The sequence below is a fragment of the Treponema parvum genome (assembly GCF_017893945.1).
In the GTDB taxonomy this organism is placed as follows: Bacteria; Spirochaetota; Spirochaetia; order Treponematales; family Treponemataceae; genus Treponema_D; species Treponema_D parvum_A.
This window is the reverse complement of sequence record NZ_CP054257.1, coordinates 207,309-223,367: the sequence shown is the minus strand read 5'-3', so window position 1 is coordinate 223,367 and position 16,059 is coordinate 207,309. Positions and strand designations below refer to the sequence as shown.

Annotated in this window: 19 protein-coding genes, 1 tRNA gene and 2 pseudogenes; 5 read left to right on the top strand and 17 right to left on the bottom strand. The window is 39.6% G+C overall.

All coding sequences use genetic code 11. The features are described 5' to 3' along the window. Positions 1-87: 87 nt before the first annotated feature. Positions 88-1,053, bottom strand: coding sequence for a GerMN domain-containing protein (locus tag HRI96_RS01060; protein ID WP_210117699.1), 966 nt, complete (start codon positions 1,051-1,053; stop codon positions 88-90). Positions 1,054-1,207: 154 nt separating this feature from the next. Then, positions 1,208-1,597 carry a nuclear transport factor 2 family protein gene (locus HRI96_RS01055; RefSeq protein ID WP_210117698.1) on the bottom strand — a complete coding sequence of 130 codons (390 nt, stop codon included), beginning with the start codon at positions 1,595-1,597 and terminating at the stop codon, positions 1,208-1,210. A 132-nt stretch (positions 1,598-1,729) separates the two neighbouring features. Here HRI96_RS01055 and HRI96_RS01050 point away from each other — a divergent pair, with 132 nt between their 5' ends. Next, positions 1,730-2,074 carry a winged helix-turn-helix transcriptional regulator gene (locus HRI96_RS01050; protein WP_210117697.1) on the top strand — a complete coding sequence of 115 codons (345 nt, stop codon included), beginning with the start codon at positions 1,730-1,732 and terminating at the stop codon, positions 2,072-2,074. Between the two features lie 197 nt (positions 2,075-2,271). Here HRI96_RS01050 and HRI96_RS01045 read toward each other — a convergent pair whose 3' ends face one another. The 12 genes and pseudogenes from HRI96_RS01045 to HRI96_RS00990 form a co-directional block, all read right to left on the bottom strand. Continuing rightward, on the bottom strand, positions 2,272-3,150 hold the full coding sequence (locus HRI96_RS01045; RefSeq protein ID WP_210117696.1) for a hypothetical protein: 879 nt from the start codon (positions 3,148-3,150) through the stop codon (positions 2,272-2,274). 16 nt (positions 3,151-3,166) lie between these two features. Continuing rightward, entirely contained in the window at positions 3,167-3,622 is a 456-nt protein-coding gene (locus HRI96_RS01040; RefSeq protein WP_210117695.1) for a hypothetical protein, read from the bottom strand. Between the two features lie 30 nt (positions 3,623-3,652). Then, complete coding sequence (locus tag HRI96_RS01035; RefSeq protein ID WP_210117694.1) at positions 3,653-4,528, bottom strand: DUF4231 domain-containing protein; 876 nt, start codon at positions 4,526-4,528, stop codon at positions 3,653-3,655. A gap of 9 nt (positions 4,529-4,537) precedes the next feature. After that, positions 4,538-4,948 carry a TIR domain-containing protein gene (locus tag HRI96_RS01030; protein ID WP_210117693.1) on the bottom strand — a complete coding sequence of 137 codons (411 nt, stop codon included), beginning with the start codon at positions 4,946-4,948 and terminating at the stop codon, positions 4,538-4,540. A 132-nt stretch (positions 4,949-5,080) separates the two neighbouring features. Continuing rightward, on the bottom strand, positions 5,081-5,374 hold the full coding sequence (locus HRI96_RS01025; protein ID WP_256729263.1) for a type II toxin-antitoxin system RelE/ParE family toxin: 294 nt from the start codon (positions 5,372-5,374) through the stop codon (positions 5,081-5,083). Positions 5,375-5,384: 10 nt separating this feature from the next. Continuing rightward, on the bottom strand, positions 5,385-5,645 hold the full coding sequence (locus HRI96_RS01020) for a type II toxin-antitoxin system Phd/YefM family antitoxin (RefSeq protein ID WP_210117691.1): 261 nt from the start codon (positions 5,643-5,645) through the stop codon (positions 5,385-5,387). Between the two features lie 420 nt (positions 5,646-6,065). After that, positions 6,066-6,458, bottom strand: coding sequence for a VOC family protein (locus HRI96_RS01015; RefSeq protein ID WP_210117690.1), 393 nt, complete (start codon positions 6,456-6,458; stop codon positions 6,066-6,068). A 110-nt stretch (positions 6,459-6,568) separates the two neighbouring features. Continuing rightward, positions 6,569-6,859 carry a helix-turn-helix domain-containing protein gene (locus HRI96_RS01010; RefSeq protein WP_210117689.1) on the bottom strand — a complete coding sequence of 97 codons (291 nt, stop codon included), beginning with the start codon at positions 6,857-6,859 and terminating at the stop codon, positions 6,569-6,571. Beyond that, positions 6,856-7,227, bottom strand: coding sequence for a type II toxin-antitoxin system RelE/ParE family toxin (locus HRI96_RS01005; protein WP_210117688.1), 372 nt, complete (start codon positions 7,225-7,227; stop codon positions 6,856-6,858). Before HRI96_RS01005 ends, HRI96_RS01010 begins: the two co-directional genes overlap by 4 nt. Before the next feature lie 165 nt (positions 7,228-7,392). Next, positions 7,393-7,968, bottom strand: a pseudogene (locus HRI96_RS01000) (SAP domain-containing protein). Between the two features lie 158 nt (positions 7,969-8,126). Further along, on the bottom strand, positions 8,127-8,309 hold the full coding sequence (locus HRI96_RS00995) for a DUF3781 domain-containing protein (RefSeq protein WP_210121437.1): 183 nt from the start codon (positions 8,307-8,309) through the stop codon (positions 8,127-8,129). A gap of 261 nt (positions 8,310-8,570) precedes the next feature. Next, positions 8,571-8,964: pseudogene (locus tag HRI96_RS00990) on the bottom strand (tyrosine-type recombinase/integrase); the annotation flags it as partial. A gap of 359 nt (positions 8,965-9,323) precedes the next feature. Here HRI96_RS00990 and HRI96_RS00985 point away from each other — a divergent pair. The 3 genes from HRI96_RS00985 (at position 9,324) to HRI96_RS00975 (ending at position 11,490) form a co-directional block, all read left to right on the top strand. Beyond that, complete coding sequence (locus tag HRI96_RS00985) at positions 9,324-10,499, top strand: NAD(P)-dependent malic enzyme (protein WP_210117686.1); 1,176 nt, start codon at positions 9,324-9,326, stop codon at positions 10,497-10,499. Between the two features lie 168 nt (positions 10,500-10,667). After that, complete coding sequence (locus HRI96_RS00980; protein WP_210117685.1) at positions 10,668-11,306, top strand: hypothetical protein; 639 nt, start codon at positions 10,668-10,670, stop codon at positions 11,304-11,306. Positions 11,307-11,419: 113 nt separating this feature from the next. Beyond that, a tRNA-Gly gene (locus tag HRI96_RS00975) sits at positions 11,420-11,490 on the top strand. Positions 11,491-11,571: 81 nt separating this feature from the next. Here HRI96_RS00975 and ettA read toward each other — a convergent pair. Then, positions 11,572-13,338 carry an energy-dependent translational throttle protein EttA gene (gene ettA / locus HRI96_RS00970; RefSeq protein ID WP_210117684.1) on the bottom strand — a complete coding sequence of 589 codons (1,767 nt, stop codon included), beginning with the start codon at positions 13,336-13,338 and terminating at the stop codon, positions 11,572-11,574. A 204-nt stretch (positions 13,339-13,542) separates the two neighbouring features. Here ettA and rpmB point away from each other — a divergent pair, with 204 nt between their 5' ends. Further along, complete coding sequence (rpmB, locus tag HRI96_RS00965; RefSeq protein WP_210117683.1) at positions 13,543-13,767, top strand: 50S ribosomal protein L28; 225 nt, start codon at positions 13,543-13,545, stop codon at positions 13,765-13,767. A gap of 251 nt (positions 13,768-14,018) precedes the next feature. Here the strand turns inward: rpmB and HRI96_RS00960 are convergent, their stop codons facing one another. Both HRI96_RS00960 and HRI96_RS00955 read right to left on the bottom strand, forming a co-directional pair. Beyond that, a complete protein-coding gene (locus HRI96_RS00960) occupies positions 14,019-14,948 on the bottom strand; it encodes an MBL fold metallo-hydrolase (RefSeq protein ID WP_210117682.1) in 930 nt (309 codons plus the stop codon). A gap of 343 nt (positions 14,949-15,291) precedes the next feature. Then, positions 15,292-16,017 (bottom strand): leucine-rich repeat domain-containing protein, encoded by a 726-nt coding sequence (locus HRI96_RS00955; protein WP_210117681.1) that lies wholly within the window; start codon positions 16,015-16,017, stop codon positions 15,292-15,294. Between the last annotated feature and the right edge of the window lie 42 nt (positions 16,018-16,059).

Here is a 16,059-nt window from a genome sequence, read left to right as displayed (position 1 = left end):
GCGCGGCAAAGCAGGTCGGAGCGTCGAACCATGTCGCACAACAAGCCCTGCCGCGACAAGCCGATCTAAAACCGACCTCTTATCGCTTTATTTGGAAAAAGACGACCTTGCCAAAGGGGAGCCTATCCAAACGCCTTCGCTTCCCAGATAGTCTTTTTTTTGCCCTTCAATTAAAAATTGAACGCTGTCGACCGTCGAAAAAGAAGTGGCTGTGTACACGATCTGCATGAGCTGACCCAAATATCCTTCCACGCCGTAAGGATTGTATTCGAATTCTTCGCTGAAATTGAGAAAGGCAATTCCGTTTTTTACGGAAGCGCCCAAAAGCCGCGTTCCTGCGGGAATCAAAGACATGTAATTTGCGTTGCGCTCTTGAACGGAAGGACCTGAAAGCAGCGCTTCCAAGGCCGCCGTTAAAGGAGCGTCTCTCCGTAAGGACGTGCGCTGCACTTCTTTTTTGCTTATCGTGCCGTCGGTATCGATCGAAACGAAAAACATGCGCAAATTTATCGCAGAAGGAGCAGGAGCAGCCTGACTGGGTTGCGGGCGGGTCGAAGCCGCCGTTCCTGACTGATTTACGGAAGTGTTTGTGTCACGGCCAAGATCTTGTTTATTGTTTTGTCCGGCGGAAGCGGTATTCTCTCGGCTTTCACCCGCCGCATTCAAAGCGGTGTTTTTTGCTTCGCCCGTAACTGAAGAAGCGCTTTCGGCAGTTCCTTGAGTTTTTTCGGATGTTCCTTCGGACGGTGTTTGCGAACTGTTATGTGTGCCGGGGGCAAAAGGAGTGCCGGAAACCAGAGGAGCGTCCGACCCCTGTACGGAAGGTTTTTCTATCTCTATTTCCAAAAGTCCGTTGGATTTCGGCGGTTTTTTTTCAGTATAGTTTTTTACAAATTCCGGAGTGGTTCCGAAAATCCGCTCAAAAAAACCTGTCGATTTTAAATTTCCTATGATCTTATTGCCGTTTACCATAAAGGCGATTAAGACTATGAGAGCTGCTACTATCCAACAGGAAAGGATCAATCCCGATCTTTTTTTATTGTTTTCAGACATAAAACCAGTATAATTTATCCGCCGCGTATTATCAAGAAACGAATGGAAAACAAAAATATAAATACCAAAGACAATGCCTTGCTAAAGCGGCGGGTTAGATGTCTTTTATTTATTTTACTATGATGAATGATCTATAACACAGAAAAATTCCATCTTAGCCCCAAAATATATCTTCTGCCGATTGTTGTTCGGCAAAAGTCCATACTTCTTGTATCTTGCCGTTTTCTATTTTGAATAGATCAATGCCCGGATCATTTAGCTTATAAGTTCCTCTCTCCGCTACGGAAACAACACTTGCAGCAACAAAACATTCGTTGCTCGCAGCCCAATTGGTAATAACTTTAAATGTGCTGCCGCTCCTTTTTGCAAATTCTCCTAAACGCTCTCCCAATGCCTGTTTCCCTGTAATCGTACCTGAAAGCGAACTTTCGCCTCCCATGTGCCATACAATAGCATCGGACAGTGTTGCAAAAACTCCCGCAAAATCACCCCTTTCCAATGCATCTCGGTAAGCATCAAAGACCTTCATTGTTTCATTTTTCATAAAATTCCTCCGGTAAATATTTAGAAGTGGTTCTCCCTTCTTTAAGTATCATTATAGTCTTTAGTCTTGATTTTGTAAGTACGAACATTTATAATACATAGTATCAAAAATAATACTGATGAAGGATTTTTCATGATGTCGATTTATGATAAGTGCCCCTTCGCTACTACTCAAAGAGTATTGCAAGGGAAATGGGCGATTATAATTTTATATCATCTGAGCACGGGCACAAAAAGGTTTAATGAACTTCAAAGATTAATGCCTACAACAACTCGAACTGTTTTAACAAGGCAACTCCGTCAGCTTGAAAAAGATAAACTAATCGACCGCAAAGTCTTTGCCGAAGTCCCGCCTCATGTTGAATACTCTTTGAGTAAATTGGGAACTCAGTTTCAAAAAGTATTAGACGAGATTGAGATTTTCGGTTTGAATTATATCGCCGAATTAAATAAAATGCAAAAAGGAAAAAGCAGGTAGAATTTTTATCGATACATTACTTTTTATATTGAAACCTGTTTATGGAATAATTTTCAATCTATAGAATGCTTGAAATATCACGAGTTCGTATATCGCACGTTTTTATTGTAAATAAATGACCTGCTCGGTGGTCTGTACACCCGCTTAACCTGCATTTGCGGCTTTGCCGCAATGTCAGGTTAAGCGGGTGTTATATGTTAATCTATAAATTTTTCAAGATCATTTGCTGTATAAACTGTTTTAGCTTTTCCATTAACCATAGTTTCTTTTACTAAAATAGTTTGTCCCTTTTTGTGAGTATAAAAATCAGAAGTCAATCTTTTAAAATATGCTCTACGAGAATGAGGCATAACAATCCTTGTTGAATCAGATTTTATAATATCAATAACTTTTTCTGTAATTTCAATTTTTTTTGAATATTCTTCTTTTATATTTATAGGAACTCCATCTATGACACAATTTGGAAAAGTATTCATATAAATTATGGTATTTACTGCTAACTGAAAATATTCTACAAGTAATTTTGAATTTTCCGAATTATCATTCATAAGAGTTTTATATTGATCAACTGTAATAAACCCTGAATTTTCTCCAACTAACCAAACAAAAAATAACTTTTTATCTCTTGGATGATATATAAAACTAAAAGCATACCCTTTATGTTTATTTTCAAAAGGTATATGTATTCCAAATTCAAAACTTTTTTCTGTTTTTCCGGTTTTTACAGTTTGCCCAAAAGTATTTACAGCTCCACCTTCAATATCTATCCCTTTTTCAAGAATAGTTAGTATTAATCCTTCAAAATCTTTTATAGGTAATTCTTTTAAAAAGTCTCTTAAAGATTTATCTACAAAATATAAATGTAAAAATTCTTTTTGTGTATCAGCATAAAACATTTCACTAATAAGAATATTAGTTTGAACTTGTGTACCATCTGGTAAAAAAGGATTTTTTATCTGTGGAGTCAGCCATTCCCAGATAAATTCTTTTGGATCTAATCTGCCGTTTTTATTAGATTTATCATATGCGTCCCAAATTATTGAAAGTGGCTGACTGTAATTTATTTTTTTTCCCATACATAAATCCTACAAATTAAAATTTATGAACTTTATATATTCCTCTAGGTTTTGCAGTTCCATCTTTTGATACTATAAAATCATAATAAAGACCTGTTCCATCAGTTTCTATAACAAAACTGTATCTAAACTTAGATTCGCCGTTTCTTTCATAGTTTCCCCAATCCCAACGTAAATCTAAACCTTGTCTACTAAAATACGCTTCTTCTCCAACAACTCCATTTCCATATAATATAAAACCAATGCTATTGTTTTTAAAATAACCGACTTGAAATCTTACTTCATCAATAAGACTATCATAGTTATATTTATCTACTGCATACCATCTTTCTACACCACCAAAGGCAGATTCCGAAATTGAATAACCATTTAAAGATAATTCTCTATCCCTTGAAGTTGTGGGCATTGATGTACACGATGTAATAATAACTGATATAATAAAACAAACTATTAATATATATAATTTCTTCATTCTTTCCCTCCTCTGCCCAGTTGGATGTTCTTATTTGTCTTTCCTTGCAATCCATTGTGTATGCTCGCGAGAAAATGCATTCTCAGAATTAATTACATATTCTGAAAGATCATTTTCAGTTTTTACTAATTCTTTTTGTGTGGCAATAAAACCGATTTCATGTGATGCCAAAGCATATGATTTATCAAGTTCTTTGTATTTTTTTGTTTGAACCCACGTAAAAATAACAGAAAGAATAGAAAGTAAAATTTCAATTGGATAATAAACTTGTGCAGTACTACTTTGAATTAATTCTTTCAAATCTAAAAATAAAAAAATAGATAAAATAATTGAGACAACCATTAAAATCGTAAAAAAAATATATGAGCGTCTCCTGTTCCACCTTGATTTTTTTATATACCAATTTCTTTGATCGATAACTCGATATTTATAATATACTTCTAATCGTTCTATCAATGGAAGTTCTCGCATTTGCGCCATATTGTCGGGTATTTGCTGATCAGAGCTAAATCTTGATGATATGTTTTTTTGGAAATCATGATTCATATCTACAATATCTTTGATTGTTTTGAGTAGTAAACGTTTTGCATCAATCTCTGAAATATTATATGGTTCTGATTTTGTTGCAAATCTCCAACAAATAGTTTTTATTGATTCAGCAACAGCTCTCGCATTATACCAAGTTCCTTGAAAATTAATAAATGTAAACAAAAATGATAGAATAACGATAACTAATGAAGCAATTGCATTAACTAATTTGACTTCCCTGATGCTGCTAAAATAAGAAAAAGCAATGGTTGAGAACAACAGCAGACCTAAAAAAAGTCTTAATATAAGTAAATATTGTTTTTGAGTCCTATTTGAAATATCATCTGCTTCTTTGTATATTCCAGGAAAGTCAAACATATGTTTTCCTTAAATTGAATATTTTCGTATTACATCTACAATAGAATCTGTATTCCATCCTACAATTTCTTGAGCCACATCGGAAACAGCAGATGAAACATTGGAATTTCCCCATGGTTTAATACCAATTATTGGCTTTCCAATTAAATCAGCAAAATCCAACTCAAATTGAATCCAGTCACTATGAGACATATAAACACCGGCTAATGCAACAAAGCAATTTATAGGTCTAATTTGGTCTTTTAACTCTTCTTTGAGCTGATTTGCAGTCATTCTTCCGAATTTATCATCCCTTGGAACACTATAATTCGAGTACATAAAGTCATTCGCATTATCAAGTAAATCAATAAGGCGAGTGTAGTCATCATGGTATGACCAAGCATGACTAATAAATAATCTGTAATTTAAAAGTGCTGGCATTTTTGCCCTCCTTAAAATATATTAATGCTAAGCATTCTTTTTTTCCTGCACGCAGCGTCCATCCAACACCCGCTTAACCTGCATTTGCGGCTTTGCCGCAATGTCATCGTTGAAGCGGGTGCTAGATTTTATTTATATTAAATTATTATAATCTCTTTTTGCGTAAAAAATACGCATTATTGAAACTTCTTTTTTGTCATCATTAATCAGATACAACGCAATATAATTTTTCTTAAAAAGAAACCTATGATATCCTTCCATTTGCAGTACCAAATCATTACTTAAAGGATACATATACGGATTATCTTCAAGGTTTGTTTTTACCTCCAAAAATTCTTCCAGCAAACTGTCAGCAGCCTTAGGATTGCAGAGCATATCAGAAAGATATGTTACTATTTCCGACAAATCTTCCTCTGCTTTTTCCATGATCCGAACATTATAGGCCATGTTTCTCCCTTATACGGGAAACTGCATCCTCGACAGAAGAATATCTGCCGTTTTTCATGCCTTGCTTTGCTTCTTCAAGTTTACCATAAACATTGGAAAGAAAAAGATTTTTTTCATAGGTTTCCATACTCATAATTACCATGTCTCCATAACCGTTTTTTGTAACAAAAATAGGCTCTTTATCCTCATGGCATATTTGTGAAATTGCTGTAGTATTTTTTAAATCTCTTATCGGAACTATTCTTGGCATTTATATCTCCCATAAAAACTTTTGCAGGAAATATCAATTTCCGAAAAAGTTTTTAACCGTGCGCGCCAGCGCACACGTTCAATAGTCGAGTTTGCGAAATAACGTATATCGTATTCATTCGATTTTATCGAAACGGCACGTATACACGATTTCTGCAAACATCCGAGCAAACTCGAGATAAAAAGTGTCGGCGATATTTCAGACGACACTTTTTATCATGTCCCCTTGTGGGATTATTTTACCACAGATTTAAATATTTTGGCTATAAGAAATGGAGAACTTTTTTCTTGCATACTCAACTGCGCTATTTAGTCAACACAAATTTTTTACAGGTTTAAAGTGTAAAAATCTATGCAGCCTTAACTTCGCCTAAAAGTTCAATTTACTTTTTTAGTAATATGATCTTGATAAAAATACACCTTATTCTTTCACGAAAGAACCGATTTCTACAAGATTCCCTTCGGGGTCGGCAATGTAGCAAGTTCGCTGTCCCCAAGGCTCTGTTGTAGGCGGCATTACAGATTCTCCACCCTTTGTGACTATTTCATTATATGCTTTATCCACTGCCGCAAAATTTTCTACGCCTAAGGCAATTTCAAAATGTCCATTTATCTTTTCTGCATAATTGAATTTTGTAGAAGTCATCTTTTCAAAATCCGAGCGTCTGTAAAATAGAAACAGAGTGCCGTCCTTTTCAAGAAATACATTCGATGCATCTTCCGCCTCTTTGATTTCAAATTCCAATATATCCCTGTAAAAACGCACCATCGTCGGCATATCTTTTACAAAAACACCAAATCCATCTAATTTCATAGATTTCCTCCAAAACATCGCACGCCAGCGGCGTGTTGTCCTAACATTCGCTTACCTGCATTTGTGGCTTGTCCGCAATGTCAGGTTGAAGCGGGTGTTAGATGCTTTATCTACATCGATATTTTAGTTTTAGCAATAAATTCTATCTTCAAATTCATCCCCAGTCCGTCTGCAAGCCTTTTCAAAATCTTTATTGTCGGATTTCCAGAACCATTCTCTATTTTGCTTATATCTGATTGAGCAATTCCAGTTGCATCGGCAAGTTGTTTTTGCGTAACATGACTTAATTTTCTGGCATCAATTAACGAACTGATAAGTTCATATTCTAGTCCAAGAGATTCATATTCTTTTCGGAAAGTTTCATCTTTCATTTGTTCTTTTAATGCCTCTGTTAATGTCATTTCTTTCCTCCTGCTTCCAGATTTCTATTCAAGTAGTCAGTTCGATAATCTTTTGCCCTTTGTATTTCTGAAGTCGGTGTTTTTTGAGTTTTCTTTCGAAAACCATGCGTTATGACTATCTTCTTTTCTATGATAAAGAAATACAAATGCCTTACTATATTGTTACCTTGAATTGTTCTTAACTCAAATATACCGTCATCAAGGTGTTGGGAATATGGCAATCTTAATTCATTCCCTTTATTTTCCAGTAATCCTAAATCACGAAACACTTTAGCTTTCAGCTTGACTTCAAGCGTATTTATGAAATCTAAACTTGGTTTTTCACCTGCTTTTGTTTCATAGAATTCAACAATCCAATTATTTGCCATATCTCAATCTAATTATATTGGTTATATCCTATATTTGTCAAGATGAGTGTATTATCACAAAAAGATATTAGGTAGGCGGAATATCAAAATGGTTCCTTAACGACAAATTTCTTATCTTCTCAATGCTCGATACTTTCTAAAATACAAGTTAAAGCGGATTTTAGATTAAATTGTATTTTTATCCTTTTTCCACGTTATATAATCTTTTTTTGCCTTCATATCTTTTAGCTTATTCCATGCCGCTAAAGCCGCTTCTCTTGTTGCATTTTTTTCATTTGCCAGATAATCGCTGATGAAGTTATTAAATTTACAGGATGGAATTTGCGGAAGCTTTCCTTCCATTTTGTTTAAACGAATATATTCACAAATGACATCATTATACGTTATTTTTTCACCATGGGACAGTTTATTTTCAATCCATCGATTAAGCCAATATTTTGCCCCTGATTTCGGTTTTAATCCCGGAATCCGTTTATCCATCTCACTGTGTATGAATTCCCATGTTTCTTTTTTGTTGCTAAAATTTTCAACATAAGTATGACTATTCAATATGTCTCTATTCCGGCTTTTACTTCGATAACTATTCTGTTTATTTACTGTTCCGGTTTCCAAAAACTGAATAATCATCTTTTCAAGCTGATCCTTTCGTATTTTTAAATCAAAAGGAATTTCAAGCGATTTTGCTAATGCTTTGAGTTCACTCATGTACCAATATTTATTCTCGAATTATTTTATTGTCATAAAGTCTTTTGTTTATGTGCCGTAATTATTGGGAACCTCTAAAAACTTCAGTTTTGGACAGTTTCCTTAGATTTAATTTGCGATGTTTTGTTTAAGTTATTATGACATAAAGACTTAAGCAAAACTCGTCGGGCATCTCTAAAAATCTAACCGAGTTTTTAGAGATGCCCTATTGTGTAACTGTATGCCTTAACAGTTCTCATAATATCCTCGATACTTATATACCAATTTTTTCCTTTTCTGATTATTGAACTTCTCTTATCAAGAATTTTATTTTTACACCGCTCAATAACATCTTTGGTATCTAAATCAAGATTACGTTTTATTCGCTCAATACCCATTTCAGTTGTATGAATTTTTATACAGAATTTCAGAATTGTGTTCCATAATGATTTTATATCCGCATATTATTTTATTTTGCCTGCAACAGCATGTCCATCTAACATTGTTTCGACCTTTCTTCATTATATCACGCAAACTACGCATTTTCAATCTAAACTGGCACCTCACCAAGCAGCTTCATCTTTCTACCATAATGTCTGTCGTAACACATCATCAACAGCCAGATTAGGCCTATCTTCACTAAATGGGATAAAGGCGAATCACATTCGGTCGATAGGGCTTTGAACGCCGAGACCGCCGCGGTTGAGGACGTGGGTGTAAACCATAGTGGTTGAAACATCGCTGTGGCCTAGAAGCTCTTGAATGGTACGGATATCGTAACCGACTTCAAGCAGGTGCGTTGCAAATGAATGCCGGAAAGCGTGGCAGCCGATTGGCTTCGGAATACCTGACCGTAAAACAGCTTCATGCAGGGTGCGTTGAATAACCGAAGGATCGATATGGCGCCGCCCCTGCTCTCCGGTTTTTTTTTCTGACATCGGCGTGCTTGAGGAAACACCCATTGCCAGACCTGAGTTTTGCCTGCGTTGGGATATTTTTTGCAAGAGCAAACGGAAGCGGCACCAAACCGAAACCGTCCTTGCAGTCTGCCTCTTTCTTTCTGCTTTATTCGCCTTCGCTCCAAACATTTAACGAGCCTAATACTATCGACTGTTCTTATTTGATCCAAACCAATTGCTTATTATATATGCGCTTTCGCGTATGAATTCAACGGCCGCTAAAATCGATATTTTATTGACTGTTGTAATTATACGGCAAAATTAAAAAACAGCAATCTGCCGAATAAAACCGCGATAATATTTTTTCGACCGGATGAAATTTTTACGTTTTCGCTGTATAGTTGGTTTATCGCGCACAAGCGGCGGCATTTATTTTACTGTGCGCAACGAGCGCACTAATTGCACGCGGCGAAAATTGGAATTTTCTCCCTCGCGCAACTTCAAGGAGTTTTTATGGACTATGCTAAGGAATCGCTTCGCCTTCACGGGCAGTGGAAAGGAAAAATTGAAATCGTTTCAAAAGTGCCTGTCGCCACAAAGGAAGATCTGTCGCTGGCCTATACGCCGGGCGTAGCTCAACCGTGTCTTGAAATCCAAAAAGATATAAGCAAAAGCTATACCCTTACTGCGCGCCATAACCTGTGCGCGGTAATCACCGACGGTTCCGCTGTCTTAGGACTCGGCGATATCGGCCCGGAAGCGGGAATGCCCGTCATGGAAGGAAAATGCGTTTTATTCAAAACCTTCGGAGGAGTCGACGCCTTCCCGCTTTGCATAAAAACAAAAGACGTGGACGAATTCGTAAACACTGTTTATCTTTTGTCGGGCTCATTCGGCGGTATAAACCTTGAAGACATAGCCGCCCCGCGGTGTTTTGAAATCGAACAAAAATTAAAAGAAAAATGCGACATCCCGATTTTCCACGACGATCAGCACGGTACGGCCGTTGTCACGCTCGCAGGTTTGACAAACGCACTTAAAGTTGTCAAGAAAAGCCTCTCAGACGTAAAGATTGTCATAAACGGCGCGGGGGCGGCGGCCGTAGCCATCGCGAAACTTCTTTTAAGCGCAGGCGCAAAAAACATAATTCTGTGCGACAGCGTAGGCGTGATCTACAAAAACAGAAAAGAAAGGATGAACCGGATCAAGGAAGAGATGTCCTTCGTTACAAACCCCTGCGATATAAAAGGATCCTTGCCGGACGCCATGGACGGCGCAGACGTGTTTATAGGAGTGTCCGCTCCGGGAGTATTAAAACCGGAAACCGTCCGAAAGATGGCCTGTTCGCCGATAGTTTTTGCCTGTGCGAATCCTACGCCTGAAATCTTTCCCGAAGAAGCAAAGTCGGCGGGAGCCGTCATCGTAGCCACGGGGAGAAGCGATTACCCCAACCAGATAAACAATGTCTTGGCCTTCCCCGGCATTTTCCGGGGAGCGTTTGACGTCCGCGCATCCGAGATCAATGAACGGATGAAGGTCGCCGCAGCCGACGCGATAGCGTCTTTAATTTCCGACAAAGAATTAAACGCCAATTACATAATCCCCGCAGCCTTCGATCCGCGCGTAGGCCCTGCAGTAGCGAAAGCCGTAGCCGAAGCGGCGAAAAAAACGGGCGTCGCACGCATATGAGTGTAACCGATTCGCTTTTAAAAACGATTTCACACTGTTCGGCTCTCCGCCATGCCGTTTCCCCTCTCCGCTTTATATTTTTTTTCATGCTCTTGTCGTGCAGGCTAAATAGTAATCATTGTAAAAATCAATCAATATTATTAATATAAAGAAACCGTGGGGGATTTTATGAAAAAAACATTTATTTCAGTATTTTCTATAATGATTGTGTTACTATTTTCTTCTTGCGTTTCAGCCCCTGTTGATGGAGCTAATAATATAGGAATGATAGAAAATGCAACTCCAGAAAATTCAGTTTTGGTTTATGGAATGTCTTCAGAGCCTGATATTCAACTTTATTATGTTGATGAGAATAATAATTGGGAAGCATTAATTTCGACAGGAAACAGATATTTTTCTTTACCACCAGCTCACAAAGGCGGAAAACTTGTTGTAAAAGGTTCAAGCTGGCAAAAATCACTTACAACTACAGCATTTCTAGGAAATATGATTTTACATACTCAATACATCAAATTATATGAAGTTCAAAATGATGAATGGACTGTAAATGTTCCTAAAGATAAGTCATTGTATTTTATGGGACTCCACTCACTTCAACAGCAAAATATTATGGAATGGGAATCTTTAAAAGCATTGGCAAATAAGCCGGGAACACTGGTTATTGGAATACCCAAAACAGAGGAAGAGTATAAAGCTGCCATAAATAAATATGAATTAAAATCTCTTAATACACTATTGAAAAAATACAAAGGAACTGTATGGGAACCTGTTATTAATGAACGCATTTCCGAACTCAAAAATAGATGATTTCCGTACCTGTAAAATGTACGTGAGGCATCGCTTTGGGTTCGGTTAGATTTTACGTGATTCAATGCGGAATATTGCCAAAATTATTTAAAAAGGATATTATTAGCGCACTTGCGGCTATCGTATATCGGTATTACACGACCTTCCCAAGGTTGATAGGGCGGTTCGACTCCGCTTAGCCGCTAACGAAGCCTAAGCGCGCTCGAAAAACAACATCTCCGACTTTCAATCGATTGATGAATTGACCGCCGGCAAAACGCGGCATTCAAGCCCTTGTCATCTTGCGATAAACAGTCCGCTTGGGAACACCGGCTTCTTCTCCGAACTGTTCTTTTTTCCATGCGGCATATTCCGACCAGTTGCCTTCAAACCATCTGACTTCGCTGTTGTTCTCAAACGCAAGTATGTGCGTGCAGATCCTGTCCAAAAACCAGCGGTCATGGCTTACCACAAGGGCGCAGCCTGCAAAATCTTCCAGAGCTTCTTCCAGCGCCCGCACCGTTTGAACGTCCAGATCGTTCGTGGGTTCGTCCAAAAGCAAAACGTTCCCGGATTCTTTTAACATCATTCCGAGGTTAAGCCGGTTTTTTTCTCCGCCGGATAAAACCTTTATCTTTTTATTTTGGTCGGCGCCATTAAAATTGAACCAGGCGCAATAAGCGTGTCCGTTTACTTCGCGTACGCCGCCTTCAAGAGCTCTTCCTTTTTCGTCTACGGCTCCCAATTTTACAATATCAAGGTTGTCGGTGAGCGTTTCGTAGACGGTTTTATCTTCGTCCAGCCTTGAGCGGAGCTGATCTACATAGACAAGCTTTACGCTGGAGCCGATCTTTATTGAACCTGAGTCCGGCTTTTCTTCCGACTCGGAATTTACCCCGCTTGCCGCCTCTTTTTGTTTTGCTGCGCCCGCAATCAATTTAAACAACGTGGTTTTACCCGCGCCGTTCGGCCCTACTATGCCTACTACGGCTCCTGCCGGTATTATAAAATTCAGTTTTTCAAACAAGAGTTTGTCGCCAAAGCTCTTTGTCAAATCGTGCGCTTCGATAACCACGTTTCCCAAGCGCGGACCTGCGGGTATTGAAATCTGTGTGTCTTTAAGTTTTACCTTTGCGCCCTTTGAAAGAAGCTCTTCGTATTTTGTAATGTGCTCCTTGTGTTTTGCCTGCCGCCCCTTTGCGCTTGTGTGAATCCATTCAAGTTCCTTTTGTATTTCCCTGCGCCGCTGACTTTCGCCTTTTTCTTCCATAGCGAGTCTGGCCTCTTTTTGTTCAAGCCAACTTGAATAGTTCCCTTTAAACGGATATCCTTCGCCGCGATCCAGTTCCAAAATCCAGCCGGCCACGTCGTCAAGAAAATAACGGTCGTGCGTTATCGCTATCACAGTCCCTTCATAATCATGCAAATATTTTTCAAGCCAAGCGACCGTTTCCGCGTCCAAATGATTTGTGGGTTCGTCAAGAAGAAGTATGTCGGGGCGTTTTAAAAGCAGCCGGCACAGAGCGACACGGCGACGCTCGCCGCCGCTTAAAGTGTCTACGACTTGATCCTGAGGAGGACAGCGCAGCGCGTTCATTGCAAGCTCAAGGTTGGAATCAAGGTTCCATGCGTCGGCTGCGTCCAGTTTTTCCTGAATTTCCGCCTGACGCGCGCAAAGCTTATCGAAATCTGCATTTTCTTCGCCGAAGGCTTCGTTTACCTTATCGAATTCGGCCAACAGATCGGTAATGTGCTTTACGCCTTCGCTCACAATCTCTTTTACGGTCTTACCGGCTTCAAGCTGCGGCTCCTGCTCCAAATAACCTATGGTATACCCGGAAGCAAGGATCGTCTCTCCGGTAAAATCCTTGTCTTCTCCCGCAAGAATTTTAAAAAGGCTCGATTTTCCGGAACCGTTTGCTCCTATAACGCCGATCTTAGCGCCGTAATAATAGGAAATACTTATGTTTTTTAAAACGACCTTCGTGCCGTAAGCGCGGCTTACGTCGTTCATCGTGTATATTATCTTTTTATCGTCAAATGTTTTGGCCATGTAAAAACTATACAGAAGAAATCCCTGTCTGTAAATGGTAAAACGCGCTAACAAATGTAAGTTCTCATGCAGCGCATCCGGCGAAAATCTTTCACAATAGGAGCTTGTGCGGTTTTTTTACGAATTTTATTTCCTATTGACATAATTTTGAAGTTTCAATAATATGATAAAACTCACGTGTAATTAGTTAAGGTAGGTAATGATATGTCCAGATCATGCGATATTTGCGGAAAATCTCCGATGTATGGTAATAAAGTAAGTAAATCCTTTAATCATTCTCACCGTACCTGGAAGCCTAATCTGATGAAAGTAAAAACGGAATTTGAAGGCAGAACCGCTACTTTTAATGTCTGCGCGCGCTGTCTGCGAAGCGAATTTATCGTAAAAAAGGTAAGAATTCCTAAAGAAAATCCGGCTGTTGAATCTTAAGGAAGGTATGCGCAAAATGCGCACGAAAGCGACATTTTCGGAAATTGAAATTTCCTTGCATGTCGTTTTTTAAGGAAGATCTTTCCTGCAAAAGTTAAAAGGCTGTCTTGGTCCTGTTTGGATCCTGAGACGGCTTTTTTATTTTTAAACGCCGTAAATGCCGCCGATCGACTTAAAACAGCGGCAATAAGGCTGTCGCCCGCACCCGCATGCCGCCTATCGGCGCAAAGTCCGGATTTTCATAAAATCTTTTATTCTCCCGATCTGATCACAAGGCCGTCGTAAGAAGGCTTAACGGTCGCGCCGTTAAAAACCGCCTCCTGCAGTTCCGGAAAAAGGTGCACACGGTCAAGTATGTAATTGCAAATATCCGTGTGCGACATGTCGTGACAGATGTGCGTAAACCATGTGTGTTTTGCCTTTAAGAGGCCGGCATACTTCATTGCAGAGTCAAAATTCAAATGCGTCGAATGCTCTCTTTCCCTCAGCGCGTCAATGACGACATGATCGAGAACACCGCAGTTTTTTTCTATAAGTTTTAAAGATTCGTCGCTTATAAAATTACAGTCGGTAAGATATGCAATGGAATGTTTTTTAAGATCCTTGCCCTTACAGGACAAAAGCCATCCCGTAGAAGCAAGTTCTCCGTGCATCATGGGAACGGGAATAACCGAAATATTTCCTACGCTGATCGGATGCGCGGAATCAAACCCGCCGCTGTCGATAAGGCACAATTTAGGTTTGCCGCCGGCAATTTGGGTATGTTTAAAAATATAATTGAATCTGATTTTTATTTCCGAAACGGTTTCGGCGTTTGTATATACGGGCAGCCCCTGTCCGCCTGTCTGAGGGTAATCGCCCTGCTTCGAGCGGCAATGGTCGGAATACTTTGTATGGCTGAATATGCGAAGGTCGTCAAGTCCGTTTAAATGATCCGCGTGGGAATGCGTAATAAACAAAGCGTCCAGCGAAGGAATTTTATATTTCAGCGCCTGTATGCGGAATTCGGGACCGGTGTCTATTACGACATGCGTCGTTTTTCCCGATGTATCCGAAGATCTGATATACGCGCTGCATCTGAGCCGTTTATCCTTTCTGTCGCGGGAGCGACATACCGCACATTTGCATGCTATGACGGGAACTCCGTGACTGGTTCCCGTTCCCATAAAAGTAAAAATCATATAAAACAGTATAAAAAGACGGACGTTTCAGCGCAAGCACACATTGACCGCAAAGACCGCATGGACGCTAGGTATAAAGATTTTTCCGAAAGCTTAAAGCAAACATCCAAACTTATGAAGCTAAAAAACTTTTATATAGCTTTAATTAAAGAGATAACAGGCCTTCCAGAAAGAGAGATTGAAAAATTTGTAATGCTTAATTAGACCTTTCAAGGCACCTTCGTTCCGCCCGATACGAGAGGCTCGAACAGGACGGCATTTTCCGCTGGGCAAGCCTACAGCTCAAAATCTGCTGGCAGATTTTGAGTCCGCCTCTAGGGACGGAGAGTAATTCCGCGGTTTATTAAAGCCTAATCCAATGTAGTTCTCCATTATTATCTACAGTCATTTTAAGCATAACCCACCTTTTTTTGCTTTTTGCATTATTAAAGGCCTCTGCTAAATCCGGCGGAGCGGTAAAATCAGTATGGTTGTCGTCGGTAAAGCCGGGCTTTTCGATATAAAGAATGCAATTTGCACGATTACTATTCGCCTGCTGCGGTAAATCATTAAAAAGCTTGGTAAAGGCTTCTGCATTAAGCCGATTGCCGTGGCACGACAGCTCTTTCAAAGCGGTTAAGTCCTGCACGTCAAGAGCGGTTAGTTTATTGAAGCCGCATTTCAGCTCTTGCAAAGCGGTACAGCCCTGCACATTAAGGGCAGTCAGCTGATTTCTTAAGCATCGCAGCTCAGTGATATTGCCTTTGAGGATAACGGTTGTGCCCTTTGCGTACAGCACGGATTCGGAGTCGCTTGTAAGCGTTGTTTCTTCGCAGCCTTCTACCGTTACGGAGGAACCGTCTGAGGTTGTTACCTTAACTTTTATGTCGAGCTTGCCGGGACTTAAGATGAGCGAGGCGCCGCCTTCGACAAAGGGAGCTTCGGGCAGTGCTGTACTTCCGCCTGTTCCCGTACCAGATTGCGCCGCATTCGAGCACGCGGTCATACCGAACAGCGCAATGAGCGCCAAAACTGCGACTGTGATGATTGCCGCGGCTCCCTTCTTGTTGTGAGTTTTAAATTTTGTCATATATTCTTCCTCATCAAAGTTTTATCAATGGGTAATTTGTAA